Origin of the sequence: Corynebacterium heidelbergense (genome assembly GCF_028609845.1) — a bacterium.
Lineage (GTDB): Bacteria > Actinomycetota > Actinomycetes > Mycobacteriales > Mycobacteriaceae > Corynebacterium > Corynebacterium heidelbergense.
In genome coordinates this window covers 963,690-990,064 of record NZ_CP063191.1, presented here as the reverse complement: position 1 = coordinate 990,064, position 26,375 = coordinate 963,690, and the positions used below count along the sequence as shown (strand labels likewise).

20 protein-coding genes and 1 tRNA gene are annotated in these 26,375 nt (G+C 64.8%); 9 read left to right on the top strand and 12 right to left on the bottom strand.

Features of this window, described 5'->3' with window-relative positions:
• Nucleotides 1-8: 8 nt before the first annotated feature.
• The 3 genes from uvrB to CHEID_RS04345 are packed head-to-tail and all read right to left on the bottom strand — an operon-like array spanning nucleotide 9 to nucleotide 4,065.
• Nucleotides 9-2,111: an excinuclease ABC subunit UvrB gene (gene uvrB / locus CHEID_RS04355; RefSeq protein ID WP_112769764.1), complete on the bottom strand. Its 2,103-nt coding sequence runs from the start codon at nucleotides 2,109-2,111 to the stop codon at nucleotides 9-11.
• 9 nt (nucleotides 2,112-2,120) lie between these two features.
• Complete coding sequence (gene coaE, locus CHEID_RS04350) at nucleotides 2,121-2,771, bottom strand: dephospho-CoA kinase (RefSeq protein WP_112769765.1); 651 nt, start codon at nucleotides 2,769-2,771, stop codon at nucleotides 2,121-2,123.
• Complete coding sequence (locus CHEID_RS04345; protein WP_112769766.1) at nucleotides 2,749-4,065, bottom strand: acetyl-CoA C-acetyltransferase; 1,317 nt, start codon at nucleotides 4,063-4,065, stop codon at nucleotides 2,749-2,751. Before CHEID_RS04345 ends, coaE begins: the two co-directional genes overlap by 23 nt.
• Nucleotides 4,066-4,308: 243 nt before the next feature.
• Between CHEID_RS04345 and CHEID_RS04340 the strand changes: the two genes are divergently transcribed.
• The 3 genes from CHEID_RS04340 (at nucleotide 4,309) to CHEID_RS04330 (ending at nucleotide 8,008) form a co-directional block, all read left to right on the top strand.
• Complete coding sequence (locus CHEID_RS04340) at nucleotides 4,309-5,658, top strand: 3-oxoacyl-ACP reductase (RefSeq protein WP_112769767.1); 1,350 nt, start codon at nucleotides 4,309-4,311, stop codon at nucleotides 5,656-5,658.
• A 98-nt stretch (nucleotides 5,659-5,756) separates the two neighbouring features.
• On the top strand, nucleotides 5,757-6,632 hold the full coding sequence (locus CHEID_RS04335; RefSeq protein WP_238599353.1) for a MaoC/PaaZ C-terminal domain-containing protein: 876 nt from the start codon (nucleotides 5,757-5,759) through the stop codon (nucleotides 6,630-6,632).
• 182 nt (nucleotides 6,633-6,814) lie between these two features.
• Nucleotides 6,815-8,008 carry an aminotransferase class I/II-fold pyridoxal phosphate-dependent enzyme gene (locus tag CHEID_RS04330; RefSeq protein ID WP_112769769.1) on the top strand — a complete coding sequence of 398 codons (1,194 nt, stop codon included), beginning with the start codon at nucleotides 6,815-6,817 and terminating at the stop codon, nucleotides 8,006-8,008.
• A 208-nt stretch (nucleotides 8,009-8,216) separates the two neighbouring features.
• On the opposite strand, the gene rpsA is transcribed toward CHEID_RS04330, so the two are convergent.
• Nucleotides 8,217-9,677, bottom strand: coding sequence for a 30S ribosomal protein S1 (gene rpsA / locus CHEID_RS04325; RefSeq protein WP_112769770.1), 1,461 nt, complete (start codon nucleotides 9,675-9,677; stop codon nucleotides 8,217-8,219).
• 300 nt (nucleotides 9,678-9,977) lie between these two features.
• Nucleotides 9,978-12,611, bottom strand: coding sequence for a DNA polymerase I (polA, locus tag CHEID_RS04320; RefSeq protein ID WP_112769771.1), 2,634 nt, complete (start codon nucleotides 12,609-12,611; stop codon nucleotides 9,978-9,980).
• A 99-nt stretch (nucleotides 12,612-12,710) separates the two neighbouring features.
• Here polA and CHEID_RS04315 point away from each other — a divergent pair.
• Nucleotides 12,711-12,784: transfer RNA gene (locus CHEID_RS04315), tRNA-Leu, on the top strand.
• Between the two features lie 904 nt (nucleotides 12,785-13,688).
• On the opposite strand, the gene CHEID_RS04310 is transcribed toward CHEID_RS04315, so the two are convergent.
• Both CHEID_RS04310 and CHEID_RS04305 read right to left on the bottom strand, forming a co-directional pair.
• On the bottom strand, nucleotides 13,689-15,059 hold the full coding sequence (locus CHEID_RS04310; protein WP_146743868.1) for a glycosyltransferase 87 family protein: 1,371 nt from the start codon (nucleotides 15,057-15,059) through the stop codon (nucleotides 13,689-13,691).
• A gap of 270 nt (nucleotides 15,060-15,329) precedes the next feature.
• On the bottom strand, nucleotides 15,330-15,950 hold the full coding sequence (locus tag CHEID_RS04305; RefSeq protein ID WP_273661357.1) for a methylated-DNA--[protein]-cysteine S-methyltransferase: 621 nt from the start codon (nucleotides 15,948-15,950) through the stop codon (nucleotides 15,330-15,332).
• Between the two features lie 22 nt (nucleotides 15,951-15,972).
• Between CHEID_RS04305 and CHEID_RS04300 the strand changes: the two genes are divergently transcribed.
• From CHEID_RS04300 to ehuA, 3 genes are read left to right on the top strand one after another with little or no spacing between them, the layout of a single operon-like run.
• Complete coding sequence (locus tag CHEID_RS04300) at nucleotides 15,973-16,920, top strand: ABC transporter substrate-binding protein (protein ID WP_273661355.1); 948 nt, start codon at nucleotides 15,973-15,975, stop codon at nucleotides 16,918-16,920.
• Nucleotides 16,920-17,864: an amino acid ABC transporter permease gene (locus CHEID_RS04295; protein ID WP_112769945.1), complete on the top strand. Its 945-nt coding sequence runs from the start codon at nucleotides 16,920-16,922 to the stop codon at nucleotides 17,862-17,864. Before CHEID_RS04300 ends, CHEID_RS04295 begins: the two co-directional genes overlap by 1 nt.
• 19 nt (nucleotides 17,865-17,883) lie before the next feature.
• Nucleotides 17,884-18,675: an ectoine/hydroxyectoine ABC transporter ATP-binding protein EhuA gene (ehuA, locus tag CHEID_RS04290; RefSeq protein WP_112769946.1), complete on the top strand. Its 792-nt coding sequence runs from the start codon at nucleotides 17,884-17,886 to the stop codon at nucleotides 18,673-18,675.
• A gap of 55 nt (nucleotides 18,676-18,730) precedes the next feature.
• Here ehuA and CHEID_RS04285 read toward each other — a convergent pair whose 3' ends face one another.
• A complete protein-coding gene (locus CHEID_RS04285; RefSeq protein ID WP_112769947.1) occupies nucleotides 18,731-19,111 on the bottom strand; it encodes a hypothetical protein in 381 nt (126 codons plus the stop codon).
• Between the two features lie 79 nt (nucleotides 19,112-19,190).
• On the opposite strand from CHEID_RS04285, the gene CHEID_RS04280 reads away from it, so the two are divergent.
• Both CHEID_RS04280 and CHEID_RS04275 read left to right on the top strand, forming a co-directional pair.
• Nucleotides 19,191-20,636: a DUF4921 family protein gene (locus CHEID_RS04280; RefSeq protein WP_238599377.1), complete on the top strand. Its 1,446-nt coding sequence runs from the start codon at nucleotides 19,191-19,193 to the stop codon at nucleotides 20,634-20,636.
• Entirely contained in the window at nucleotides 20,633-21,883 is a 1,251-nt protein-coding gene (locus CHEID_RS04275; RefSeq protein WP_112769949.1) for an amidohydrolase, read from the top strand. Before CHEID_RS04280 ends, CHEID_RS04275 begins: the two co-directional genes overlap by 4 nt.
• Here the strand turns inward: CHEID_RS04275 and pyk are convergent.
• From pyk to trpB, 4 genes are read right to left on the bottom strand one after another with little or no spacing between them, the layout of a single operon-like run.
• Nucleotides 21,880-23,319 (bottom strand): pyruvate kinase, encoded by a 1,440-nt coding sequence (gene pyk / locus CHEID_RS04270; protein ID WP_112769950.1) that lies wholly within the window; start codon nucleotides 23,317-23,319, stop codon nucleotides 21,880-21,882. The two genes, CHEID_RS04275 and pyk, sit on opposite strands and share 4 nt — an antisense overlap.
• 34 nt (nucleotides 23,320-23,353) lie before the next feature.
• Nucleotides 23,354-24,205: a prolipoprotein diacylglyceryl transferase gene (lgt, locus tag CHEID_RS04265; RefSeq protein WP_112769951.1), complete on the bottom strand. Its 852-nt coding sequence runs from the start codon at nucleotides 24,203-24,205 to the stop codon at nucleotides 23,354-23,356.
• Entirely contained in the window at nucleotides 24,202-25,008 is an 807-nt protein-coding gene (trpA, locus tag CHEID_RS04260; RefSeq protein WP_112769952.1) for a tryptophan synthase subunit alpha, read from the bottom strand. Before trpA ends, lgt begins: the two co-directional genes overlap by 4 nt.
• Nucleotides 25,005-26,360, bottom strand: coding sequence for a tryptophan synthase subunit beta (trpB, locus tag CHEID_RS04255; RefSeq protein WP_112769953.1), 1,356 nt, complete (start codon nucleotides 26,358-26,360; stop codon nucleotides 25,005-25,007). The genes trpA and trpB overlap by 4 nt, the downstream gene beginning before the upstream one ends.
• Between the last annotated feature and the right edge of the window lie 15 nt (nucleotides 26,361-26,375).

Genomic DNA, 26,375 nt, shown 5'->3' with positions numbered 1-26,375 from the left:
CGGCCATTCTACAAACCAGCCTCCACCATGCCGCGCAGCTCCTTCTTCAGGTCCGCAATCTCGTCGCGGAGCCGGCCGGCCAGCTCGAACTTCAGCTCCCGTGCGGCGGACTTCATCTGGTCCGTGAGGTCCGCGATGAGTTTCTCCAGCTCGGGCCGAGCCATGGAACCCGCGCCCGCGTGGCCCGAAGCGGCTGCGAGATCCGCGCTCGGGGAGGTGGCGTCCTCCCCCTCCCCAAAGGCCGCAACCTGATCCAGAATGTCCGCAATCTTCTTGCGCAACGGCTGCGGATCGATCCCATGCTCGGTGTTGTAGGCGATCTGCTTCTCCCGGCGGCGTTCTGTCTCGTCGATGGCGTATTGCATGGATTCGGTGACCTTGTCCGCGTACATGATCACCTCACCGGACACGTTGCGGGCCGCGCGGCCCACCGTCTGGATCAGCGAGCGGTTGGAGCGCAGGAAGCCCTCCTTGTCGGCGTCCAGGATGGCCACGAGAGACACCTCCGGCAAGTCCAGGCCCTCGCGCAGCAGGTTGATGCCGACGAGCACGTCGTACTCCCCCAGCCGCAACTGGCGCAGCAGCTCCACCCGCTTGAGCGTGTCGATATCGGAGTGCATGTAGCGCACGCGTACGCCGTGCTCCAGCAGGTAGTCGGTGAGGTCCTCGGCCATCCGCTTGGTGAGGGTGGTTACGAGCACCCGCTCGTCCTTGTCCGTGCGGCGGCGGATCTGCTCGATGAGGTCGTCGATCTGCCCCTTGGTGGGCCGCACCTCGATCTTCGGGTCCACCAGCCCGGTGGGGCGGATCACCTGCTCCACGTACTCACCCTGGGCGGCGGCAATCTCGTAGTCCCCGGGCGTGGCGGACATGTAGACGCACTGTCCCTTCCGGTCGTCGAACTCCTCCCAGGTCAGCGGCCGGTTATCCAGCGCACTCGGCAGGCGGAACCCGTGCTCCACGAGGTTGCGCTTGCGCGACATGTCGCCTTCGAACATGCCCCCGATCTGCGGCACGGTGACGTGGGACTCGTCGATGATCGTGAGGAAGTCCTCCGGGAAGTAGTCGATGAGCGTGGCGGGTGCCGAACCGGCGGGGCGGCCGTCGATGTGCCGGGAATAGTTCTCGATCCCGCTGGTGAAACCGACCTGCTGGATCATCTCCAGGTCGTATTCCGTGCGCATCCGCAGCCGCTGAGCCTCCAGGAGCTTGCCGCGGTTTTCCAGCTCGGCGAGGCGCTGCTCCAGCTCGGCGCGGATGCCCTCGATGGCTTTCTCCATCCGCTCCGGCCCGGCCACGTAGTGGGTCGCGGGGAAGATCCGCAGATCCTCCACCTGCCGGATGACCTCCCCGGTGAGGGGGTGGATGTAGTACAGCGCGTCGATCTCGTCGCCGAAGAACTCCACCCGGACGGCCAACTCCTCATAGGCGGGGATGACGTCCACGGTGTCCCCCTTCACCCGGAATGTTCCGCGGGTGAAGGCAATGTCGTTGCGGGAGTATTGGATGTCTACAAGCAGCCGCAGGAACTCGTCGCGGTCCACCTCCTGGCCCACCTCCAGCACGGCGGAGCGGTCCAGGTAGGACTGCGGCGTGCCGAGGCCGTAGATGCAGGACACGCTAGAGACCACCACGACATCCCGGCGGGACAGCAGCGCGGAGGTAGCGGAGTGGCGCAGGCGCTCAACATCTTCGTTGATGGAGCTGTCCTTCTCGATGTACGTATCGGACTGCGCGATGTAAGCCTCGGGTTGGTAGTAGTCGTAGTAGGAGACGAAGTACTCCACGGCGTTGTTCGGCAGCAGGCTGCGCAGTTCGTTGGCCAACTGGGCGGCGAGGGTCTTGTTGGGCGCCATGACCAGGGTGGGGCGCTGGACCTGTTCGATGAGCCAGGCGGCCGTCGCGGATTTACCGGTACCGGTGGCCCCCAGCAGCACCACGTCCCGCTCCCCCCGGTTGAGCCGCTCCGTCAGCTCGGCGATGGCGGCGGGCTGGTCCCCGGCGGGTTGGTACTCGCTTTCCACCTTGAATTTCGCGCCGCTGCGCTTGATGTCCCCAACCGGGCGGAACTCCGAGTAGGACAGTTCCGGTTTCTCCGCTGCAAATGCCATGCGGCCAGTTTAGGTGCGGTGTTCCGTTCCTGCGCCGGGGTGGGCCCGTGCCAGGATGTCGTCGAAGAATCTATCGACGCCACCTAACAGCGCGCCCTTGGAACCCGCGTTGGATAGCACCGTGTCCGCGGCGGCGAGGCGCTCCGCGCGCCCGATCTGGGCGGCGATCCGACGGCGAGCGTCCTCCTCATCAAGCCCCCTGTGCTGCACCAGCCGTTCGACCCGGAGGTCGTCAGGGGTATCCACCACGAGCACATGGTCCACGCGGTGGGTCTCGCCGTTTTCGATGAGCAGCGGCATGTCGTAGACAACTACCCTCGCGCCCTCCCGCTCCGCCTGCTGGAACAGTTCGTCGGTGCGGGCGCGGATGCGCGGGTGGGTCGCCGCGTTGAGGGCTGCGGTGGCCTCCGGCGTGGCGAAGGCTTGGCGGGCGAGCTCTGCGCGGTTGAGGGTGCCGTCCGCGTTGAGGATGCCCTGGAACTTCTCCGCCAGCTCGGCGAGTGCAGGCTGGCCGGGTTCCACGATTTCCCGCGCTATGTTGTCGGCGTCGATAAGAAAACAACCGCGCTCGACCAACCGGGCGGCAACGGTGGATTTTCCCGAACCGATGCCGCCCGTGAGCCCAACGATGAAGGGCTTAGCGCTCGATGATGGCGACAATGCCCTGACCACCAGCGGCGCAGACGGACACGAGGGTCCGGCCGCCGCCGTTTTGCTCCAGCACCTTCGCGGCGGTAGCGATGATGCGACCACCGGTGGCGGCGAAGGGGTGACCCGCGGCCAAGGAGGAGCCCTTGACGTTGAGCTTGCTGCGGTCGATGGTACCCAGGGGGGCGTCCAGGCCGAGGCGCTCGCGGCAGTACTCCTCGCACTCCCATGCCTCCAGGGTGGCCAGCGTCTGGGAAGCGAAGGCCTCGTGGATCTCGTAGTAGTCGAAGTCCTGCAGCTTCAGGCCGTTGCGGGCCAGGAGGCGCGGGACGGCGTAGGTGGGGCTCATGAGCAGGCCGTCGGGGGTCAAGCCATCGTGCCCGTGAATGAAGTCGACGGCGGCGACCTCGGAATCCACCAGGTAGGCGCGCACTGGGATGTTGTGCTCCTTGGCCCAGTCCTCGCTGGCCAGGAGGACGGCGGAGGCACCATCGGTCAGCGGGGTGGAGTTACCGGCGGTCATCGTGGCCTCGGTGCCGTGCTTCTCCGCGTCGCGCTTGCCGAAGACCGGCTTGAGCTTGCCCAGCTTTTCCATGGAGGAATCGGGGCGCAGGTTGGTGTCCCGCTGCACGCCGAGGAAGGGGGTCATCAGGTCCTCGAAGAAGTTCTCGTCGTAGGCGGCGGCGAGGTTCTTGTGGGACTCCATGGCCAGCTTGTCCTGAGCCTCGCGGCTGATGTTCATCTCGCGGGCGGTGATCGCTGCGTGCTCACCCATGGACAGGCCGGTGCGGGGTTCACCGTTGTTTGGCTGCTCCGGGGCCAACTGACCCGGGCGGATGGAGCCGACCAGCTTCAGGCGGGCGCCGGTGGTCTTGGCGTTGTTCAGCTTGATGAGGGTCTTGCGCAGCTCATCATTGACGGCCAGCGGGGCATCGGAGGTGGTGTCCACGCCACCGGCGATACCGACCTCGATGCGGCCCATGGCAATGGCATCGCCCACCTGCACGGCAGCATCCAGGCCGGTGCCGCAGGCCATCTGGACGTCATTGGCGGGGGTCTGGGAGCTCAGAGCGGAACCCATGACGACCTCGCGGGTGAGGTTGAAGTCCCGGGAGTGCTTCAGCACCGCGCCGGCCGACACGAGGCCCAGGCGCTCGTTCTGCAGGCCGTAGCGCGCGACCAGGCCGTCGATGGCCGCCGTGAGCATGTCCTGGTTGGAGGCGTTGGCGTATTCCTTGTTGGACCGGGCGAAGGGGATGCGGTTACCGCCGAGGATGGCGACCTTGCGGGGGGTTCCGTTCGTCATGTTCTTTATTCACTCCGAAGAAGTTGGTCGAGTGTTCGTTAGCGCCTAGGTAATGTCCCGCCTGCGGCGTCGAGCGCGCCGCAGGCACCGGTGCGCTAGGTCACACCGTAAGGTTACAGCTGCGAACATACATTGTTAGGCCCACGGCGGGTACGTGGCTGGTTGCCGCGATGTGCCGCGCGAAAATCGCCTAACCTGGTATGCAGCCCTATCTCAGAATGCTACTTCACTAAGGAGAATTACGTGTCGTCCTCCAACCAAGATCTCTACTCCCAATTCATCAAGTCGGGTGCAGGGAAGTTTCTGGCCCCTAAGCTGGGCCTGCCTCAGCCGGAGGAGCTCCACCGCTACGAAGCCGGCAAGCCCGCCCTGGACGGCCGGGTTCTGATCGGTGGTGAAGGTCGCCTGGTCAACCGGCTGAAGGAGATGCTGGGCACCGACTACCAGGTAGTCAACGCCGCGGGCGACGATAAGGTGGCCGGCATTGTGTTCGACGCCACCGGGATCACCCGCCCGGAGGATCTGCGCAAGATCTACGAGTTCTTCAACCCGCTGATGCGCAAGATCGCCCCCTCCGGCCGCGTCGTGGTGCTGGGCACCACCCCGGAGCTCATCGACAACGCCGACGAGCACATCGTCCAGCGCGGCCTGGAGGGCTTCACCCGCTCCGTGGCCAAGGAGCTGCGCCGTGGCGCCACCGCCCAGCTCGTGTACGTGGCCCCCGATGCTGCAGAGGATCTCTCCGGTGCGGAATCCACCGTCCGGTTCCTTCTGTCCGGCAAGTCCGCCTATGTCGATGCGCAGGTCATCCGTATTGGTAAGGACGCCGCCACCGCGCCCGCCGATTGGAACCGCCCCTCCGAGGGCAAGATCGCCGTGGTTACCGGCGCTGCCCGCGGTATCGGCGCGACCATTGCAGAGATCCTGGGCCGCGATGGCGCCAAGGTGATCTGCGTGGACATCCCCGCTGCCGGCGACGGCCTGACCGCTACCGCCAACAAGGTCGGCGGTACTGCCCTGCCGCTGGACGTGACCGCCCCCGACGCTGCCGACAGGCTCAAGGAGCATGCGGAGCAGCGCCACGGCGGCAAGATCGACATCATCGTCCACAACGCCGGGATCACCCGGGACAAGCTGCTGGCCAACATGGACGACGGCCGGTGGAACTCCGTCATGGCCGTGAACATCATCGCCCCGGTGCGGATCACCGAGGGGCTGGTCAACAATGGCGGCCTGGCTGAGGGCGGACGCGTCATCGGCGTATCCTCCATCGCCGGTATCGCCGGTAACCGCGGGCAGACCAACTACGGGCTGACCAAGGCTTCTGTCATCGGCATGGTGGAGGCCCTCTCCGAGAAGCTGGCCGAGAAGAACATCACCGTCAACGCTGTGGCCCCGGGCTTCATCGAGACCCAGATGACCGCCGCCATCCCGTTTGCCACCCGCGAGGCCGGACGCCGGATGAACTCCATGCAGCAGGGCGGGCAGACCATTGACGTTGCGGAGGCCATCGCCTACTTCGCCGCCCCCGCCTCCTCCGCAGTGACGGGCAACGTTGTGCGCGTGTGCGGTCAATCCCTGCTGGGCGCGTAGAGACCCTAGAGGAGATGAGTTTTCAAGTGAGTGCACAACAAAAGCCGACCCAGGGTGCTCACGTCACCTACCAGGAGCTCAAGAACATCCCGGTGCTGATGGAGGAATACCGCAGCGCCGTTAAGGACATGCTTCCGGTGGTGGGGACCAAGCGCTCTGCCAAGGCAAACCCGAAGACGGCTTACCAAGTCACCGGCGTGAAGGTGGACGTGTCCCACCTGGCGGCATACACCAGTTCTACGGGCCTGCGCCTGAACAACGAGCTGCCGCTGACCTACCCCTACGTGCTGTCCTTCCCAATCGTCATGAAGGTGCTCACCGCGAAGGACTTTCCCTTTGCGGCAGTGGGCGTGGTGCACCTGACCAACGTGATCGAGCAGACCCGCCCGCTCACGGTGGACGATGTCGTGGACTTCTCCGTCCACGCGGAGAACTTGCGGGAGCACACGAAGGGGTTGCTGATCGACCTCGTTACCACCGTCTCCGTGGACGGTGACGTGGTGTGGAAGCAGACCAGCGGGTTCCTTTCCAAGGGTGCGAAGCTGTCGAGCTCTTCCACCCTGGGAGGCAAGGAAAAGACCGACGGGCGCATCCTTCCGGCTGCGCAATTACCCGCCGACCCCACCCCCACCTCCACGGTTCGCGTCACCCCAGCGGACATCAAGGTGTACGCCAACGCGTCCGGGGACAAGAACCCGATCCACGTGTCCGGCGTGGGAGCCAAGGCCTTCGGCTTCCCCAGCGTGATCGCGCACGGGATGTGGTCTGCGGCGACGATGCTGGCGGTGCTTGAGGGTCAGATTCCCCCGGCGGCACGGTTTAGCGTGGAGTTCGCGAAGCCCGTAACGTTGCCCGGCACCGTGGCCGTATTCACCGACGGGTCCGCCCAGAAGGGGTGGCAGATCCAGTTGCGCAAGGCCTCCAAGCTGGAGACCCTGCATGCCACGGGAGCGATCGAGAGTCTAAACTTGTAGCGACGGGGATCTGGATATCCTCTCTGTACGGAACCGGCGAAGAAGTTAGTGACGTCGACCCAGAATTCTGCTCGGTTGACCGGGAACCTTTCTCAGGCGACAGTAAACAGTTCGCTAGTGTGGGAGGGCTGCCTTCGGGGCAGCCCTCCCACACCCTTTCCCGATCTCAGACGGAGCATCCCATGCACAACCGCGGAGTCAACCGCCTCCGGCACTACGGTGAGACGATCTTCGCCACCATGTCTGCCCTCGCAGCAGAAACCGGCAGCATCAACCTAGGACAAGGTGCTCCGGATTTTCCCGCGCCGCGGGTTGTACTGGAGGAAGCGCAACACCAGATCGCTATCGGGAACAACCAGTATGCTCCCGGGCGCGGCACGATGGAACTGCGCTCGGCCATTACGGATGAGCGAGCCCGGCGGACTGGCCAACACTTCGATCCCCGGACGGAGTGTTTGGTCACCGTCGGTGCTACGGAGGCCATCGCCGCTGCGGTGATCGGACTTGTCGAGCCCGGGGAACGGGTGGTCATCGTGGAGCCCTACTACGATTCCTACGAGGCTGCGATCTCCCTGGCGGGGGCGCGGCGAACCACCGTGGCGCTACGCCCGGATGCGCGCGGCAATTGGCGTCTAGACCCAACCGAGATCCGGAACGCAATTATGGGGCGCGGGGAGGACGATCGGGCCGCAATGATCATCATCAACTCTCCGCATAATCCGACCGGAGCCATTCTCAGCGCAGAGGAACTGTCAGCCATCGCCGCGGCTGCCCGGGATGCTGGTGCGCTGGTGCTTTCGGACGAGGTTTACGAGCGACTCGTTTTCGACGGCGCGTCACACCATTCGATCTCGGAAAGCGCGGGAATGCGGGAGCGCACTATCGTCGCCTCCTCCGCAGGCAAGACCTTCAACATTACCGGGTGGAAAACTGGGTGGGCATTGGCTCCAGAACCGCTCATCGAGGCCATTCTGCGAGCTAAGCAGTTCATGACCTACGCCGGAGCGGCCCCTATGCAGCCTGCGGTTACTGTTGGGCTCAACGAATGCGATGGCGGGGTCGGACGGTTGCGCGATACTCTACAGCTCAATCGGGATGCCCTCGTCAACGGGTTGCGAGATCTGGGGGCCGAGGTGTGCGATCCCCACGCCGGGTATTTCGCGGTGGCGGATGTGTCCTCGTGGAATCTTGGAGACGCACCACAAGCAGTACATACTCTGGCGTATGAAGCGGGGGTGGTTGGAATCCCGGTGACGGCGTTCGTCGACGATCCTGGCAACCCGATCTTCTCTTCGCTGGTGCGGTTCAGCTTCTGTAAGGACCGTGGGGCGGTAGAGGAGGCCCTGCGACGACTGGACGCATATTTGCGGCGGTAACTGAGAAGTAAAGAGAGTGCTTGCAGAGCGCGGCCAATTTTCCCGCCTGGGACAAGCAACGACGCCCGCAGTGAACATGGCTGTAGGGACTCGAAGGCTACCTGGGCGGTTTCGCCGATGTGCATGAGAAAGGCCCCGCTATCGTGTGCGGGGCCTTAAGTTGTTTCATGGGCGGTGGCAGACCACCCGCCCGGATGGTGCGGAGTTATTACTCTGCGCCACCGGCCAGCTTTTCGCGAAGGGCGGCCAGCTGCTCGTCGGATGCCAGCGTTCCGGTGTCCTCGCTGGAGGAGGACTGGCTGGACTCGGAGCGGGAATCGGAGGAGTAGCTGCCCTCGTTCTCGGCACCGGCCTCAGCCGCAGCAGCACGGTTGCGCTCGATCTGAGCGGTGTGCAGGCGGTGACGGCGCTCGGACTCGGCGTAGCGAGCCTCCCATTCCTGACGCTGCTCGTCGTAACCCTCAAGCCACTCGTTCGTCTCGGGGTCGAAGCCCTCGGGGAAGACGTAGTTGCCCTGCTCGTCGTAGGAATCGGCCATGCCGTACTTGGAGGGGTCGAATTCCTCGGTGTAGTCCTCATCGGCCTGCTTGAGGGACAGGGAGATGCGGCGACGTTCGAGGTCGATGTCGATGACCTTGACCATGGCGTCCTGGCCAACGCCGACGACCTGGTCGGGAACTTCCACGTGGCGCTCGGCGAGCTCGGAGATGTGCACGAGGCCCTCGATGCCCTCTTCCACACGCACGAATGCGCCGAAGGGCACGAGCTTGGTGACTTTGCCCGGTACGATCTGGCCGATCGCGTGGGTACGGGCGAAGACGCGCCACGGGTCTTCCTGGGTCGCCTTCAGGGAGAGGGAGACGCGCTCGCGGTCGAGGTCCACATCTAGGACCTCCACGGTGACCTCGTCGCCGACGGTGACAACCTCGGAGGGGTGGTCGATGTGCTTCCAGGACAGCTCGGAGACGTGCACCAGGCCGTCGACACCGCCGAGATCGACGAAGGCGCCGAAGTTCACGATGGAGGACACAACACCCTTGCGGACCTGGCCCTTTTGGAGTTGGTGGAGGAACTCGGAACGGACCTCGGACTGGGTCTGCTCGAGCCAAGCCCGGCGGGACAGCACGACGTTGTTACGGTGCTTGTCCAGTTCGATGATCTTGGCCTCGATCTGCTGGCCAATGTACGGCTGCAGGTCGCGAACGCGGCGCATTTCCACCAGGGAGGCGGGCAGGAAGCCGCGGAGGCCGATGTCCAGGATGAGGCCACCCTTGACGACCTCGATGACGGTGCCGGTGACAGGCTCGTCCTTCTCCTTGAGCTCCTCGATGGCCCCCCATGCGCGCTCGTACTGGGCGCGCTTCTTGGAGAGCATAAGGCGCCCTTCCTTGTCCTCCTTGGTGAGGACGAGGGCGTCGATGACGTCGCCGACCTCAACCACTTCGCCCGGGTCCACGTCGTGCTTGATGGACAGCTCGCGGGAGAGGATCACGCCCTCGGTCTTGTATCCGATGTCCAGCAGGACTTCGTCGTGGTCGACCTTTACGACGGTGCCTTCGACAATGTCACCATCGTTGAAGTACTTGATGGTGGCGTCGATGGCGGCAAGAAAGTCCTCAGCGGAGCCGATGTCATTGACGGCGACCTGAGGGGCGTTAGTGGTTGGCATATGGAAGGGATCTCCGAAACGGATTGAAACTCGAAATGGACAGTTAGATTGCATGCGGCGCGATGATCGCCTGGCTGCTGAAGGGGGCAAGGTGGGAACAGCCCTAACCACGGTGTCTGGGCTGTTCGGTAGCCGTTACCCCCGAGCTTGCAGCCAGTCAAGGCGCACAACGGATTACAGGCTACACGCCTGGGGGTGAGCTGTGCAAACGCCATCAAATGTACTTGCCGCAGGTGAGGCTGTAGCGCTGAGTTGCAGGCGTCAGGCGACCCGAAGATTGCGGGTTGAGGGCCCCCAAACCTAGTGCGCCGCCAAATCCCAGTTCTCCCCATCCCCCGCGGACACGTCCAGCGGCACCCGCAGGCTCGCGGCATTGTCCATCTGCTCCACGAGCAACTCCTTCGCCCGCTCCAGCTCCCCGGGTGCCACTTCCAGGACTAGCTCGTCATGCACCTGGAGCAGCACGCGAGTTTTCAGCCCGGCTTCCCGCAGGCTGCGGTCCACCCGGATCATGGCGAGCTTGATGATGTCTGCCGCGGTGCCCTGGATAGGTGCGTTCAGCGCGGCTCGCTCGGCATTCTCCCGGGCCACTCGGTTGGCGGAGGTTAGCTCCGGCAGGTACCGGCGCCGCCCGTAGAGGGTGTGGGTGTAGCCATCCTCCCGGGCTTGTTCCACAACTTGGTCCAGGTATCGCTTCACCCCGCCGAACCGTTCGAAGTAGTTCTCCATGATGCGTTTGGCCTCGCCGCCGGAGATCTTCAACTGCTGCGATAACCCAAATGCGGACAGACCGTACACCAGCCCGTAACTGAGGGCTTTCACCCGCCGCCGCAGTTCGGGAGTTACCGCATCCACGGGGACGTCGAAAACCCTGGAGCCCACGAAGTTGTGGAGGTCCTCGCCGCGGGTATAGGCCTCGATGAGTCCGGCGTCCTCAGATAAATGGGCCATGACCCGCATCTCGATCTGGGAGTAATCGGCGGTGAGCAGGGTTTCGTATCCCTCCCCCACTTTGAAGGCCTCTCGGATACGCCGTCCGGCGTCCGTGCGCACCGGAATGTTCTGCAGGTTGGGTTCCACGGAGGATAACCGCCCCGTCGCGGCACCGCGTTGGTTGAAGGTGGTGTGAATCCGACCGTCCTCGGCGATGGCCTCGATAAGCCCGTCGATGGTTGTCTTCATCTTTTGGTACTCGCGGTGAGCCATGAGGTGCCGCAGGAAGGGGTGGTCGGTGTGCGCGGCTAGTTTCTCCAGTTCCCCCGCGGCGGTGGAGTAACCCGTCTTCGTCTTCTTGGTTTTGGGCAGGTCGAGGTCCTCGAACAGCACCTCCTGTAGTTGCTTGGGGCTGCCGAGGTTGAGCTTCGGCCGATCTACCTCCTGGCGCGCGGCGGTGACCTCCTCGTCGATCTTGGCCCCGTAGTCGGAGGAGAGGTCCTCCAGGGCCTCCCGGTCTACCGCAATGCCGGCGGTTTCCATGCGGGCGAGGATCATGGTCAGGGGGAGCTCAAGGTCGAAGTAGAGTTCGGCCAAGTCGTTGTTGTTGAGCTCGGCGGCGAGGATCCCGGTGAGCTCGGCGACGGCCTGGGCGCAGTCCAGGGGGCTGGCGTTGCCGGGCAGGTCGCGTCCGGCGTAACGCTGCAGCACATCTGCCAGCTCCCCGGTGCGCAGGTCGGGACGCAGTAGATACGCAGCGATGGCGGCATCGTGCTCCACGCCGTCCAGGTGCAGCCCTTGCGCGTGTAGCTGGTGCGCGCTGCTTTTGGCGTCGTGCACCCATTTCGGCGAACCGGGATCCGCGAGCCAATGACGGACGGCGCCCTCGTCCTTTTCCGCGGAATCCGCGAGGTCCAGCAGCACGCCGTGGTTTTCCCCACCTACGATGGCGAGCTGCTCCCCGGCGACCCACACGGCGGCAGGACCCGGTGCGGTGGTGCCCTTGGGGCGGTAACCCAGGTTCTTGGACAGCCACGAGGCCAGTTTTCCGCGGTCGGGGGTGTCCACGGTGATGGGGCGCACGGTGGTGTCCTCGTATTCCACGCCCATGATGCGGAAGGCCCGGTTGCGAAGGTTGGAGCCGAACTGCAAGCGTTCGAAGAACTGCAGCGTCTGCCCCGCGTCGACCGGTTTGGGGCGCAGATCCTCCAGGGAATCCACTAACTGCAGGTCGCGCACCATTTCGGTGATCTCGCGGGCGAGGGTGACCTCGTCAATGTGCTCACGGAGGCTGGTGCCCACTTTGCCTTTGAATTCGTCGATGTGGTCGATCACCCCTTGCAGGCTGCCGTACTCGTTGATCCATTTCTGCGCCGTTTTAGGCCCGACGCCAGGAACCCCCGGCATGTTATCGCTAGTGTCCCCCCGCAAGGCGGCCAGGTCCGGGTAGGCGGCGGGGGCCACCCCATACTTCTCCTCCACGGCTTCGGGCGTAAACCGGTGCAGATCGGACACGCCTTTGAGGGTGTACAAGACGGTGACGTCCTGACTGACCAACTGCAGCGAGTCCCGGTCCCCCGTGCAGATGAGGGTGCGCATTCCGGCCCGCTGCGCCTGGGTGGCCAGGGAGGCGATGACATCGTCGGCCTCGTGGGCCTCGTAATCCAGCGTGGCGATGCCCAGACTCTGCAGGGCTTCCCGGATGAGATCGACCTGGCCGCGGAATTCCTGCGGCGGGGCCGGGCGCTGCGCCTTATACTCGGGGAACTTCTCCTCCCGGAACGTAGGCCCGGACAGGTCGAAAGCGGCGGCGACGTGGGTGGGGTGCTCGTTATCCATCAACCCCAGGAACATCCCCAGGAAACCGTAGACCGCATTGGTGTGCTGGCCACCGGTCGTGGAGAAGTTGGCTGCTGGAAGGGCGTAGAAGGCACGGAACGCCAGGGAGTGGCCATCGAGGAGCAGTAGCGTGGGCTTGTCGTTCGCGTCCGCCGGAGTCATGGGTGCGAGTGTAGTTCACGGGTGGAACAGGCCCCATCGGCCGCGTATGGGCAGGTGGTTTTTGGGCGGTAACGATGGTCGGCTAAGATTCCAACTCGCGCCCCAGTAGCCCAATTGGCAGAGGCAACGGATTCAAAACCCGTCCAGTGTGAGTTCGAGTCTCACCTGGGGCACAACGACCAGCAGAGACAGTGAACACGGCCGGACCAAGACAGGCAAAGTGTCCAAGAAGTGTCCATTCAATCGCCCTGGCTTGTAACGGTCCCCGGGGAGTTTAGTCTGTGACCTCCGCGTGGGAAGTTCGTCCACTCGGCCTTTCCGGTTGACCCACGGGCACCGCACGATTGGGGTTGCGGGTATCGACGCCAGCCGTTGACCCTCCGCTGGTAAGGAGAGTGCCGATGACTGGGGTCATCTACGTCTGAAGTTTCAGATCCAAGGGGAAAGGAAGAACCGTCAATAGGCGCCACCGCGCGAGACCCAGAGCGGACACCTGAGCCCGGCAAAACTGAGCCGCCCCCGGCACCCGTTAGACCCGTACAGTGGATGCGACCCACCGCAACCTGTCGCTTTTGCCGGGAGAATCCCCTCTCATGTCTAACCGCCTACCTGGCCCCAGGTCAGAGGTACGCCTCCCCTCGGGCACGACCTGCCCTGTACCGCTATTCGCCACTGTGCTTGGCGCCGGTTTCACTTCCATCTCCTGGGGATTCTTTGGCCTTCTTGCGGATTATCCGTGGTGGGTCTGGCCGACTGTTTTCGTCGCCACCTCTGTTACGTCGATCTTTGCGCTAGCACGTGCCGGAGCACTTATTTCCCCTGGGTTGTGGGCACTTGAAAACCGCTCCGCTTTCCTCCGATACCTTGTGGTTTATCTTCTAGCCGGGATCATCATCGTGACCGTCATTGGTGTCGCCTTCGGAGCCCTCTACTCGCAACTGCGAGCAGCATCCTAGGCTCAGCGTGGGCCCCTAACCAGGGCGATTCCATCGGCTGACTCCCGTCCTTCGACATTCCCCGGTGTCAGCCCCGAGGTCAGCCCCAGTGCCAGCCCCCAATTCCCCCGGCTGACGCTCCTCACTTCTCCAACGCTGTGTTCCCCTTCTGGTCGTCTTCACTTTGGCCTAAGCCCTGCTTCTTCATCCGCGTTTTGGCTGCCACGGCCGACCCTGCGGTCTTAACTGCGCTCGCCTCCGGTCCCCCTTCAACATCACCGACCGATTCCGCACCAACCCTGCCACGCCCAGCCTTATCACGCTTCTCAGCGCCCTTCTCTCCCTCATTTCCAGCGGCCTTCTCCCCCGCCGCTGTACCCCAAGCGCCCGCCGAGGACCTCCGCGCTGCCCTGCGATCCCGGGCGAACCACCCCAGAGACCACAGCCCGTACCCAATCACCAGCACCAACCCGCCCAGTATGAAGCTCTGCCGCCACCACGAGTTGGTGCTCATGGACTGGTGCGTCCAGCCGATCTTGCCGTACAGCTCCTTGCTGTAATACGGGATCATCAGCACGCCGAGATTCACAATGGCCAGCAGCGCGCCGAGCTGCGAGACCACCCAGCCCCTCACCCCGTGAAGGTTCCTACGCTCCCGGAATTGCCCACACTTCTCGTTGACGAAACACACGATGCACACCCCCAGTGGCACTAACCACACCCAGTGGTGAAACCAGCTGAAGGGGGAGACAATCGCCGCCGTCATCCCAGACAGCACCATGGCAAAGGAGCGGTTCCCCAGCCTCATGCTGCGCAGCAGCCCCGCGATACACAGCGCCACGAGAACCACGACAATCAGCAGCCACGTCAAGGTGGATACCCCACCGAACTCACGGAATAGCACCGCCTTGATGGACTGCGCCCCCGGATTGGATTCCTCCCCAATCCGCTGCGATTGGAACACGGATTCGGTCCAAAAACGCTTCGCATCCGGCACGAACTGGAACCCAATCCACACCGTCCCCAGGAACGTCAGCACGCTCACCACCGCGGCCCGCCAATTGCGTTCGATGAGGAAGTTCACGCCCATAAATGCCGGGGTCAGCTTAATCCCGGCCGCCAAACCAACCCCCACCCCGGCCCACGGCCTCCACTTCGGCAGCAGATCGACTGCCACCAGCAGCATCAGGAACAGGTTGATCTGCCCAAAGTAGAAGGTGCCCCGCACGGCATCCAATGCCAGCGCCGCCAAGGACAACCCCAAGCCGATCGCCACCACGGGTGCGTTGAGCTTCACCCTCCGCTCCACCAGCACAGCGAAAACCACGCCCACCAGCGCCAAGAAACTGAACATCTGCCACAGCGCAGCGGCCGTCACCACGGGCCACCGGGACATCAGGGAGAACAACGCACCGGCGAACGGTGGATAGGTGAAGGGCAGATGCCGAAGAACCGGCCCGTCGTAGAGGTCATGCCCCTGGGCCACTCCGAGACCCGCCTTGTGGTAAATCACGAAATCCAGCGGAGGCCGTGCCCCCCAGACATCGTTACCCGGAGCCGCCGCTTCCGCATTGAACAGCCACCATAGGAATGCGGCCAAGGCCAAAAGCCACGTCGTCTTCCCCTGCCAGCGCACTATTCGCCTCTCCCTTTGCTCACCCCTTTTAGGGCTTCAAAACATTCTTACCCTACGGCACGCCGCCAGGATTTTGCGCCAGGCGTGTTCCGGGGGTGCTGAAGAGCTTTCGGGAGGTTAAGGCTGTGTTAGATCCCGGGCCCCCTGCTACTCTGCCGCGGCCCTTACCCCGGCCCCGTTTTCCCCGATGGTGCGCTCCAACTCCAGCAACGCCCGCTTCCGCTGCAAGCCACCGGCGAATCCCGTGAGCTTCCCGCCCGCCCCCACGACGCGGTGGCAAGGCAGCAGCAGGCAGATGGGGTTCTTCCCCACCGCCTGCCCGACCGCGCGCGCCGCAGTGGGCCGCCCAATGGCCGCGGCCAACTGACCATACGTACGCGTCTGCCCAAACGGAATGCCCCGCAATTGTTCCCACACGGCTTTCTGCAACTCGGTGCCGCGCAGCTCGATAGGCCAATCGAAGTGCACATCCCGCCCAGCGAACAAATCGGTGAGGGCAGCCTGCAGATCCTCCAGAAGGCGCCGGGCTCTGGCGTCCCCAATCGATTCGACCGCCACCGCGTCCCCCGGAACCGAGCTGGGATCGGCCGGATCCACAAACCACATTCCGATCAATGCCGCCGAATCAGCGTCACCATTGCCATCGGATGCTCTCCCATTTTTCTTGGGGACGCCCACAGCAGCGCGCGCGGCAACGGGCCCCACCGGGGTCGGGAACTCGCAAACGTAGGTATGCGGGAAGGTTTCGGCGGGGGTAGAAGCGGACACCCCGTCAGATATAGTGACGCGCATGATTATTGGCAACCGCAAGATCGGCGCTGCCGTACTCGCCGTTGTCACAGCTACGGCGCTGTCCGCATGCGTGACCAATGGAGAGGTGGGCAACCCAGACGGGTGGAAGAAAATCAGCCCGGCCGCAAACCCGGCATTGGCCAAACTCGTCCCCGCCGACATTCGACAAAAGGGGCACCTCACCGTCGGCTCCAACACCCCCTACGCCCCGGCCCAATTCAAGGATTCCAACGGCAAGATCATCGGTTACGAGGTGGACCTCATCAAAGCCGCCGGTTCCCTCCTGGGCCTAGAAGTGGACGTGCGGCAGATGGACTTCAACCTCATCCTCCCCGCCATTAGCGCCGGCACCGTGGACGTAGGTGCATCCTCGTTCACGGACACAGAAGAACGCGAACAAACCTACGACTTCGTCGACTTTTACAGGGCAGGAACCCAATGGGCCACCCAGCCCGGGTCCGAAAAGTCCATCGACCCGGACAATGGTTGCGGCTTGACCGTCGCCGTTCAGAAAGGCACCTACTCGGACACGGACGAGCTGCCCGCCAAAAACGACAAATGCACCGGCGCGGGCAAGCCGGAGATCACCAAATTGGTGTACCCCTCCGCCGATGCCGCAGCGACCGCCACCGTGCTGGGACGGGCCCAGGCCTACAGCTCCGATTCGCCCGTCATTGCCTTCGCCGCGAAACGAGCCGAGGGGAAACTAGCTCCCATCGGGGAACCCTTCGACACGGCCCCCTTCGGCTGGGCCGTGCAAAAGGGCTCTCCCCTGAGCACCGCCCTCATCGCGGCCCTCCAGCAGATGCTCGCGGACGGCACCTACCGCAAGATCCTCAAGCCGTGGGGCCTGGAAAAGGGCGCCGTGGATTCCATCACCTTCAACCTTGAACCGGTGCCCGACCGCCGCCCGGACAACGCCACGACAGACAGGAGAACGCAGTGATGAGCGCTCCCACAACGGAAAGCCAAACCACCTCCCGCCCGGAGGACAACAAAGCCGTTCCCCTGCGCCACCCCGGCCGGTGGATTGCCGCGGCGATCGTCCTGGGCTTGCTGGCCTGGTTCATCATCTCCGCCGCCGGCAATAGCGCCTACGAGTGGGGCACCTTCGGGCAATACCTCTTCGACACCCGCATCCTCGCGGCCGCCGGGCACACCATCCTCATGACCATCCTCGCGATGGCCCTGGGCGTGATCCTCGGCGCCCTCATCGCCGTGATGCGCATGTCCCCCAACCCTGTGCTGCAGGGGGTCAGCTGGCTGTTCCTGTGGGTGTTCCGCGGAACCCCCGTCTACGTCCAGCTCATGTTCTGGGGGCTGCTGGGCAGCATCTACCAGGGCATCAACGCCGGGTTCGTCCACATCGACCTGCAGCAGGCGCTGTCCAACATGTTCCTGCTGGCCGTCGTGGGCCTCGGGCTCAACGAAGCGGCCTACATGGCGGAGATCGTGCGAGCCGGGATCCAGGCCGTGCCCGAAGGACAATCGGAGGCCTCCAAGGCGCTGGGGATGACCTGGAGCCAAAACATGCGCCGCACCGTGCTGCCGCAAGCCATGCGGATCATCATCCCGCCGACGGGCAACGAGTTCATCAGCCTGCTGAAGACCACCTCCCTCGTCGTCGTTGTCCCCTACGCCGCCGAGCTGTTCGGCCGTGCCACGGACATCTCCAACAGCATCTTCAAGCCCGTGCCGCTGCTGCTCGTCGCGGCCACCTGGTACCTGGTCATCACCAGCGTGCTCATGGTCGGCCAGTTCTACCTGGAGAAGTACTACTCCCGCGGCTCCAGCCGCACCGTCACCACCCGCCAGCTCGCGGCCCTGGCCGATGCCGAAGGCGCCCTGCCCCGCAACGTCACCGTCGCCGACACCGCCGAATCGAACTAGAGGAACGCAGCGAAACATCATGGCTACCGCACAACCTGCACCCAACAGCACAAGCCCCATGATCGCCGTCAAGGACGTGTGGAAAAGCTACGGCCGCCTCGACGTCCTCAAGGGGATCAACCTGGAAGTCCCCCGCAGTAGCGTGACCTGCCTCATCGGCCCCTCCGGCTCCGGCAAATCCACCCTCCTGCGCTGCATAAACCACCTAGAGCAGGTCACCGCCGGGCGCATCGAGGTCGACGGGGAGCTCATCGGCTACCGGGAGAAGAACGGCACCCTCTACAAAATTTCAGAGCGGGATGCCGCCAAGCAGCGCCGGGACATCGGCATGGTCTTTCAGCACTTCAACCTGTTTCCCCACCGCACCGTGTTGGACAACATTGTGGAAGCCCCGGTGCAGGTCAAGGGCGAGTCCCGTGCCGAAGCCGAAAAACGCGCCTTGGATCTGCTGGACCAGGTGGGGCTGGCCGCGAAGGCCAAGGCCTACCCGGTGCAGCTCTCCGGCGGGCAACAGCAGCGCGTGGCCATCGCCCGGGCATTGGCGATGCGGCCCAAGCTCATGCTCTTTGACGAGCCCACCTCCGCACTGGACCCCGAGCTGGTCAGCGAGGTCCTCAACGTCATGCGTCACCTCGCCGAGGAGGGGATGACGATGCTCGTCGTGACCCACGAAATGGGTTTTGCCCGGGAAGTCGCCGACCAAGTGGCCTTCATGGACGGGGGCGTGGTCGTGGAACACGGGCCCGCCCGGGACGTCATCACCAACCCCCAACACGAGCGCACCCAGGGCTTCCTGTCCAGCCTGCTCTAGGGGGCCCGCAGCCGGTCGCCGGCGAACGTGACTCCACCCGCTGTCGGGCTTAAAGCTACGGGCTGACCTCTACGTGCCACGGCACCCGGGGGCGGCCCGAATCGTCGGCCACCTGCCGTAGCAAGGGCTCGGCCGGGGGCTTGTCGCGCGTCGTCAGCAGCTCCGCCAAGTGCATGCACAGGCCGGAGATGCTGCCAATGTCGTACCGGCGCACCTCCACCACCAGTTCCGCGCCCTCCGCGTGGGCCTCGGCCGGGGTGGTTCCAAACACCTCCACCCACGTCGCCAGCAATTGCGGGTCGGGGGTGAGGTTCGTGCGCTGGGTGAAGGTGGCGTCCACAGCCTCCCCCATAGCGGCAAACAGACGCCGGAAATCCTCACTGATCTCCTCGAGCTGCTCGGCGGAGGCCAGCACACGGAAAACAATCTTTGGCATACCAAGCAGTGTCCCACATCCCGGCGGCCGCGTGAGACGTGCCCAGGAAATGTCCCAACCACCGGCTAGGATCGCAAGAGTGATTGGAAAACCCGCGCATTCACCGGCCCCCGTCCCCCCGCTCACCACACTCCCGGACGGCACGATCAAGCAGGTCAACCCCTTCTCCGGCACGGAAGTGTGGACCGTCCCAGGCCGCGGCAACCGCCCCCTGGCCCACTATGAACCCGAGCGCAAGCCCATCGGCGAGCGGGATACGGTCACGGCCTTTGGCCTTGAGCGCAAACTCGACACTCCCCCGGAGAAGTCCCGGATGATTCGGGACGCCGATGACCACGCGCGGATCCTGCGGGGCCTGCGGACCAGCGAACTGGATGCGACCACACCGCTATTCCGCCGGGTAGCCAACCTCTTCGAGATCCTCACGTACGACTACTGGAACCTCAACTACGGGTATCACATGAACCCGGCTGCGGCGATGCACATGACGGACTACCTCTCCGAGGAAGCCGGGCAGGAGCACGTCGAGAAGATCCTGCGGGTCAAGCTGCGCGCCGCCGGGACCAGCGAGGAGGAACTGAACGAACTCTTCGAGCCCGACCGGCGCATGGAGACCCTGCGGGAGCGGGGCGCGGCCCTATTCGCCGGGGGGCACGACGTCATCATCGCCCGGGACCACTACATTCCCGGCGCCGAACACACCGACCAGTTGGCGGCCAGCGGCACCCTGGACTGGCGCGATCACCGCCTGTTCATCCAGTTCACCATCGACAGCATGGACCAGCTCTACCGGGCAAACCGTTACGTGCGCTACGTGGCCGTGTTCCAGAACTGGCTGGCACCCGCCGGGGCCAGCTTCGAACACCTCCACAAGCAGCTCGTGGCGATCGACGAGCACGGGCTGCAAAACGAGGTGGAGATCGCCCAGGTGCGCTCCAACCCCAACATGTACAACGAGTGGGCCGTGGACTACGCCATGCGTCACAACCTCATCATCGCGGAGAACGACCACGCCGTGGCCTTCGCCGGGTTCGGGCACCGCTGGCCCACGCTGGAGGTATTCAGTAAGTCCGCGACGACGGAGCCCTGGCTCATGCCGGATGCCGAGCGGGATGCTGTCGCGGACCTCGTCCACGCCTGCCACGTCGCGGCGGGGCCCACGATCCCCTGCAACGAAGAATGGCTGTACCGACCCCTGGACGTGGACGTGCCGATGCCGTGGCGGATCGTCATCAAGTGGCGAGTGTCCACCCTGGCCGGGTTCGAGGGCGGCACGAAGATTTACATCAACACCATCTCCCCCCAGGACCTCCAGCGGCGGGTGCTGGCGGTGCTGGAGAAAGCCCGGGAGGAAGGCACCCTGGCCTCCGGTATCCGGCTCGGCGAGGAATGCGGATCCACCCCGAACACTTTGCTGTACAACCCCGCCATCAGGCCGACACCTCCCGGGCCGCACCCTGCGCAGCCGGACCAGGAGGAGCAGCAGGGAGGGGCTGAACAGCCAGCACCGGAGGAGAGACGATGAGCAGCCCCGAACAGAATCCGCAGGCCACCACCCCGTCTTTCGCCGACCACCTGCGCCCGGGCGCCGAGGATAGCTGGCTGGTCGGCCTGGAGTGGGTGGAGGAGTTTCGGGAGTGGATGCACGCCCACCCAGAGCTCTCCGGGGCCGAGGAAAACACCGCCGCAGCCATCGCGGAGAAACTAGCGCAGTTCGACTGCGAAGTAACCACCGGCATCGGGGGCCACGGCATCACCGCCGTCTTCCGCAACGGGGAGGGTCCCACCGTGCTCATGCGGGCGGACTTCGATGCCCTCCCCGTGACGGAAACCACGGGGCTGAGCTACACCTCCACCGTAGAGGGGGTCATGCACGCCTGCGGCCACGATGTGCACACCGCCAGCTTGCTGGGATTATGCGCCATTATGGACGCCCACCGCAGCGCGTGGGCCGGAACGTTCATCGCCCTGTTTCAGCCCGCCGAGGAGATCACCGCCGGAGCCCAGGCCATGGTCAACGACGGGCTCGCCGCGAAAATCCCCACCCCCGAGGTCTGCCTGGGCCAGCACATCGTGCCCGGGCCGGTCGGACGCGTCTTTTCCGCGCCGGGGCCGGTCCTCGCCGCCTGCGACACCATTACGATCACCCTGCACGGCAAGTCCGCCCACGGCTCGGCACCGCACGAGTCCATTGACCCCACCTACCTCGCCGCGATGATCGTCGTCCGGCTGCAGGGAATCGTGGGGCGTGAGGTGCCCCCGGACGAGTTCGCGGTGATCACCGTGGGCACGCTCTCCGCCGGGCATACGAACAACACCATCCCGCAGACCGCCACCCTCGTGCTGAACTGCCGCTTCTATAACACCGATCAGCGGGACCGGGTCTATCGGGCCATCGAGCGCGTCGTCCGCGGGGAATGCGTGGCCTCCGGGGTGAGCGCCGATCCCGAGATCGAGTACTCCGCCCACGGGGAACTCACCGACAACGACGAGGGTGTTTTCGCGCGAGTCCGGCCGACCTTTGATGCGGTCTTCGGCTCGGAATCCGTTGACGCGGAGCGGTGGACCGCCAGTGAGGACTTCTCCGAAATCCCCCGGCACTTCGGCGTGCCCTACCTGTTCTGGACCGTGGGCATCACCGACCAGGATCTATGGGGCTCCGGGGCGGATGTCCCCGGGAACCACTCCGGCGACTTCGCTCCCGCCCCCGGCTCGGTGGAGGCGGGCATCCGGGCCGCCGCGTGCGGGGTCCTGGCCTACCTGGGGGTTTAGCGGCCGGTGTACTGGCTGTGAGAGCCGTGCTCCTGGCCCAGCAAGTGCACCTGAATCATGTTGGTGTTCCCGGAAATCCCCGGGGGAGAACCGGCGACGATGATCATCATGTCGTCGTACTGGTACTCCTCCATCGTGAGCAGGGCTTCGTCCACCGCGGAGATCATGTCGTCCGTGCTCTGCACGCGGTCGGATAGGAAGGTCTCCGCTCCCCACGTCAGCGCAAGCTGGGAGCGCACGGCCTGGAACGGGGTGAACACCAGCAACGGCAGCCGGGAACGCAGGCGCGCGACCCGCTTCGCCGTATCTCCGGAGGACGTAAAGGCCACCAGGGCCCGGGCATTGAGCCGCTCGCCGATGTCCTTCGCGGCATACGAGATAACGCCGCGCCGGGTCCGGGGCAGGTGCGTCAACGGCGGAACATCGCCATCAATCTCCGCCGCCGTGACAATACGGGCCATCGTCTCCACCGTGGTCAGGGGGTGCTTGCCCACCGAGGTCTCCCCGGACAGCATCACCGCATCCGCACCGTCCAGCACGGCGTTGGCTACGTCCGAGGCCTCCGCGCGGGTTGGCCGGGAGTTATCAATCATGGAGTCCAGCATTTGGGTGGCCACGATCACCGGCTTTGCATTCTCGCGGGCGATCTGGATCGCGCGCTTCTGCACCAGCGGCACGTCCTCCAGGGGCACCTCCACACCGAGGTCCCCGCGGGCCACCATGACCGCGTCGAAGGCCAGGATGATCGGCTCCAGCGCGTCCACTGCCTCCGGCTTCTCCAGCTTGGCGATCACCGGGATCCGGCGGCCCACCTCATCCATGACCTCGTGCACCAGCTCCACGTCCGCCGGGGAGCGCACGAAGGACAGCGCGATGAAGTCCACCCCCAGCTTCAGGGCGAAGCGCAAGTCCTCCCGGTCCTTCTCGGACAGGGCGGGGACGGAAATGTTCATCCCCGGCAGGGAAACCCCCTTGTTGTTGGAGACGGGGCCACCCTCCGTGACCTCGCAGACCACGTCGTTGCCGTCCACCTCCTTGCACACGAGGGCGACCTTGCCGTCGTCCACCAGCAGGCGATCCCCCGGGCGGGCGTCGTTGGCCAGCCCCTTGTACGTGGTGGAGACGCGGTCGTGAGTACCTTGCACGTCCTCCACGGTGATGCGGACCGTCTCCCCCGTGGCCCACACCGTCGCACCTTCGGTGAACCGGCCCAGGCGGATTTTGGGGCCCTGCAGGTCGGCAAGAACCCCCACCGCCCGGCCGGACTCATCCGAGGCCTGCCGTACCCACAGGTAGTTGCGCTCGTGGTCGGCGTGCTCGCCGTGGGAGAAGTTCAGGCGAGCCACGTCCATACCCGCGTCCACCAGACCGCGGATCTTTTCGAGGGAGGCCACGGCGGGGCCGAGGGTGCACACGATCTTGGTTCTTCTGTTCACTCCACAGAGGATAGCCGTGGCCCCGAGAACTCCGCTACCGCAAGGCGGTCTCCCCGCGCCGATCCCGTCCCCGGGTCACGATGAGCGCGAGGACGGCCAGCGCAAAGACCACTGCGGCCACCACGACGTTGATGCGGATGTTCCCGAAGACCATCGTCGCTGGGTCCGAGCGAATCAGTTCGATGAAGAACCGGCCCAGCGTGTAGCCCGCGATATAGAGCATGAACACGCGCCCCGCCCCCATCCGGAACCGGCGTTCGGCCCACACCAACACGGCCGCGACTGCCAGGTTCCACAGCAGCTCGTAGAGGAAAGTCGGCTGCACCGTGGCCAGCACCTCCCCGGTGGAGTGTCCGCGCACGGGATCGGGCATGCCGGTCTCATCCACCCGGCGGTAGATTTCCAGGGCCCACGGGCTGGTGGAGGGACCGCCGTACAGTTCCTGGTTGAACCAGTTGCCCAGCCGTCCAATCGCCTGGGCCACCACGATTGCGGGGGCGGCGGCATCGGCGAACGGCGCCAGCGGCACCTTCTTCACGCGAAAGAGCAACCACACGGCGAGGGTGCCCAGGGTGATGGCTCCCCAGATTCCCAGGCCGCCGTTGGTGATCTTGAAGATGTCCACCCAGTTCTTGCCCGGGCCGAGATAGCGCTGGTGGTCGGTGAGCACGTGATAGGCCCGGCCCCCAATGATCCCTGCGGGCACCGCGACGAGCAGGGCATCTACCGTGAGGTCCGCATCACCTCCTCGGGCCGCGTAGCGCCGACGGGTCCACAGGAAGGCAAGGATCACGCCGAAAAGGATGCATAGCGCATAGGCACGGATGGGCACCGGGCCGACGTGCCACACGCCTTGCGGCGGGGAGGGAATCGCCGCGAGAATCATGCGCGCCCTCGTACCCCGGCGGCCAGTTCTGCGGCGAGGTCCGGCAGCGTGCCTTCCTCCACCGCTTGGATGAGGGCGGAGCCCACAATCACGCCATCGGCGAACTCGGCGATGTCTCGGGCCTGTTGTCCATTGCGGACGCCCAACCCGACGGCAACGGGAAGATCAGTGTGCTCCCGGGTGCGACGCACCAACTCGGCGGCACTGCTGGCAACCTGCTCCTGGGCACCGGTGATGCCCATGTGCGACGCGGCGTAGACGAAGCCCTTCGCGGCAGAGCACGTGATGGCCAGCCGCTCCTCCGTGGTGGAGGGGGCCACGAGGTACACCGGGGACAGGCCCTCTGCCTTGCAAGCAGCGCTCCAGCGCCCGGCCTCATCCGGCAATAGGTCCGGGATGATGCTCCCCAACCCGCCCGCGGCGGCGAGCTCCGCGGCGAACTTCTCCGGCCCGTACTGCAGGATAGGGTTCCAGTAGCTCATCACCACGCAGTTGCCCCCGGCGGCGACCACGTCTCGAACCACCGCGATGGTGTCCTCTACCCGAAAGCCGTGCGCCAGGGCGGTATCCGCCGCCACCTGAATCGTGGGCCCGTCCATCATGGGATCGGTGAAGGGGATGCCCACCTCGATCAGGTCCGCGTGGCGGGCCAGGGCAACCATGTTTTCGACGGACTCGGCAACGGTGGGATACCCCGCGGGCAAGTAGCCCACGAACACCGCGCGCCCTTCTTCCTTAGCCGCCCGGAACACCTGCGCTAACCGGTCAGTGTTCCCCTGCCCCTCGGCGCTGTGTGTGCTCACTTCTCCTGCTCCTCGGCCTCGGTGGACGTCACTTCATCGTTCTCGGGGGTGACGACCGTGTTCTTATCCGGCAGGCCAAACCATTGGGCCGCGGTGTTGACATCCTTATCCCCCCGACCCGACATGTTGATGAGCAACAGCGGGGCCTTTTCCGTATCCCCGTTCGCTTCCCTTTGGACCGCTGCAAACTTGATAGCCGCCGCAATCGCATGGGAGGATTCGATCGCCGGAATGATGCCCTCCTTCTCGCACATAATCTTGAACCCTTCCATCGCCTCCGAATCGGTGATGGCCACGTATTCCGTGCGCCCGGCCTCATGCAGGGCGGAATGCTCCGGCCCCACCCCGGGATAATCCAACCCTGCGGAGATGGAATGAGACTCGATGATCTGCCCGTCCTCGTTTTGCATCAGGTCGGAGTAAGCCCCCTGGAATACACCACGGGAACCTACCGTGATGGGGGCGGCGTGCTTGCCGGAATCCACCCCGGTGCCGCCGGCTTCTGCCCCGATGAGGCGAACCTGCTCGTCCTGGAGGAAGGGGTGGAACAGGCCGATGGCATTGGACCCTCCGCCCACGCAGGCGATGGCGGCATCGGGCAAACGGCCCTCGGCCTGCAGAATCTGCTCCCGAGCCTCCGCGCCGATAATCCGTTGCAGGTCGCGCACCATCTCCGGGAAGGGGTGCGGTCCCGCGGCGGTGCCGAAGCAGTAATACGTATCATCCGCGTGCGAGACCCAATAACGCATCGCCTCGTTAATGGCGTCCTTAAGGGTTCGAGAACCAACGGTGACCACCTCCACCTCCGCACCGAGCAGACGCATCCGCGCGATATTCAGGGCCTGGCGGTTGGCATCGACCTCACCCATATAAATGCGGCAACTCAAATCCAGCAGAGCGCAGGCCGTCGCAGTCGCCACACCGTGCTGACCCGCACCGGTCTCCGCAATGACATGGCGCTTGCCCATTCGCTTGGCCAGCAACACCTGCCCCAGCACATTGTTGATCTTGTGGGACCCGGTGTGGTTGAGATCCTCCCGCTTCAGGTAGACCTTCGCACCGATGTCCGCCGAGAAACGGCCCGCATAATACAGCGGGGAGGGGCGGCCGGAATACGTGCGATGCAGATGATCAAGCTCCGCGAGGTAATCCGGGTCAGCCTTGGCCTTGGCCCAGGAGTCGCTGATCTCCTCCACCACTGCCATAAGCGCTTCCGGAATATACCGGCCGCCAAAATCCCCCCAGTGGCCCCGCTCATCGGGCTGGTGATACGTCGATGGGTTCCCAATTACTTCTGCCACCGTGGGCAGGCTCCCCGCCGGGGACTGGGTCGAAGGTTGCTCGCGCTGCATACTCACGCGCTCAAC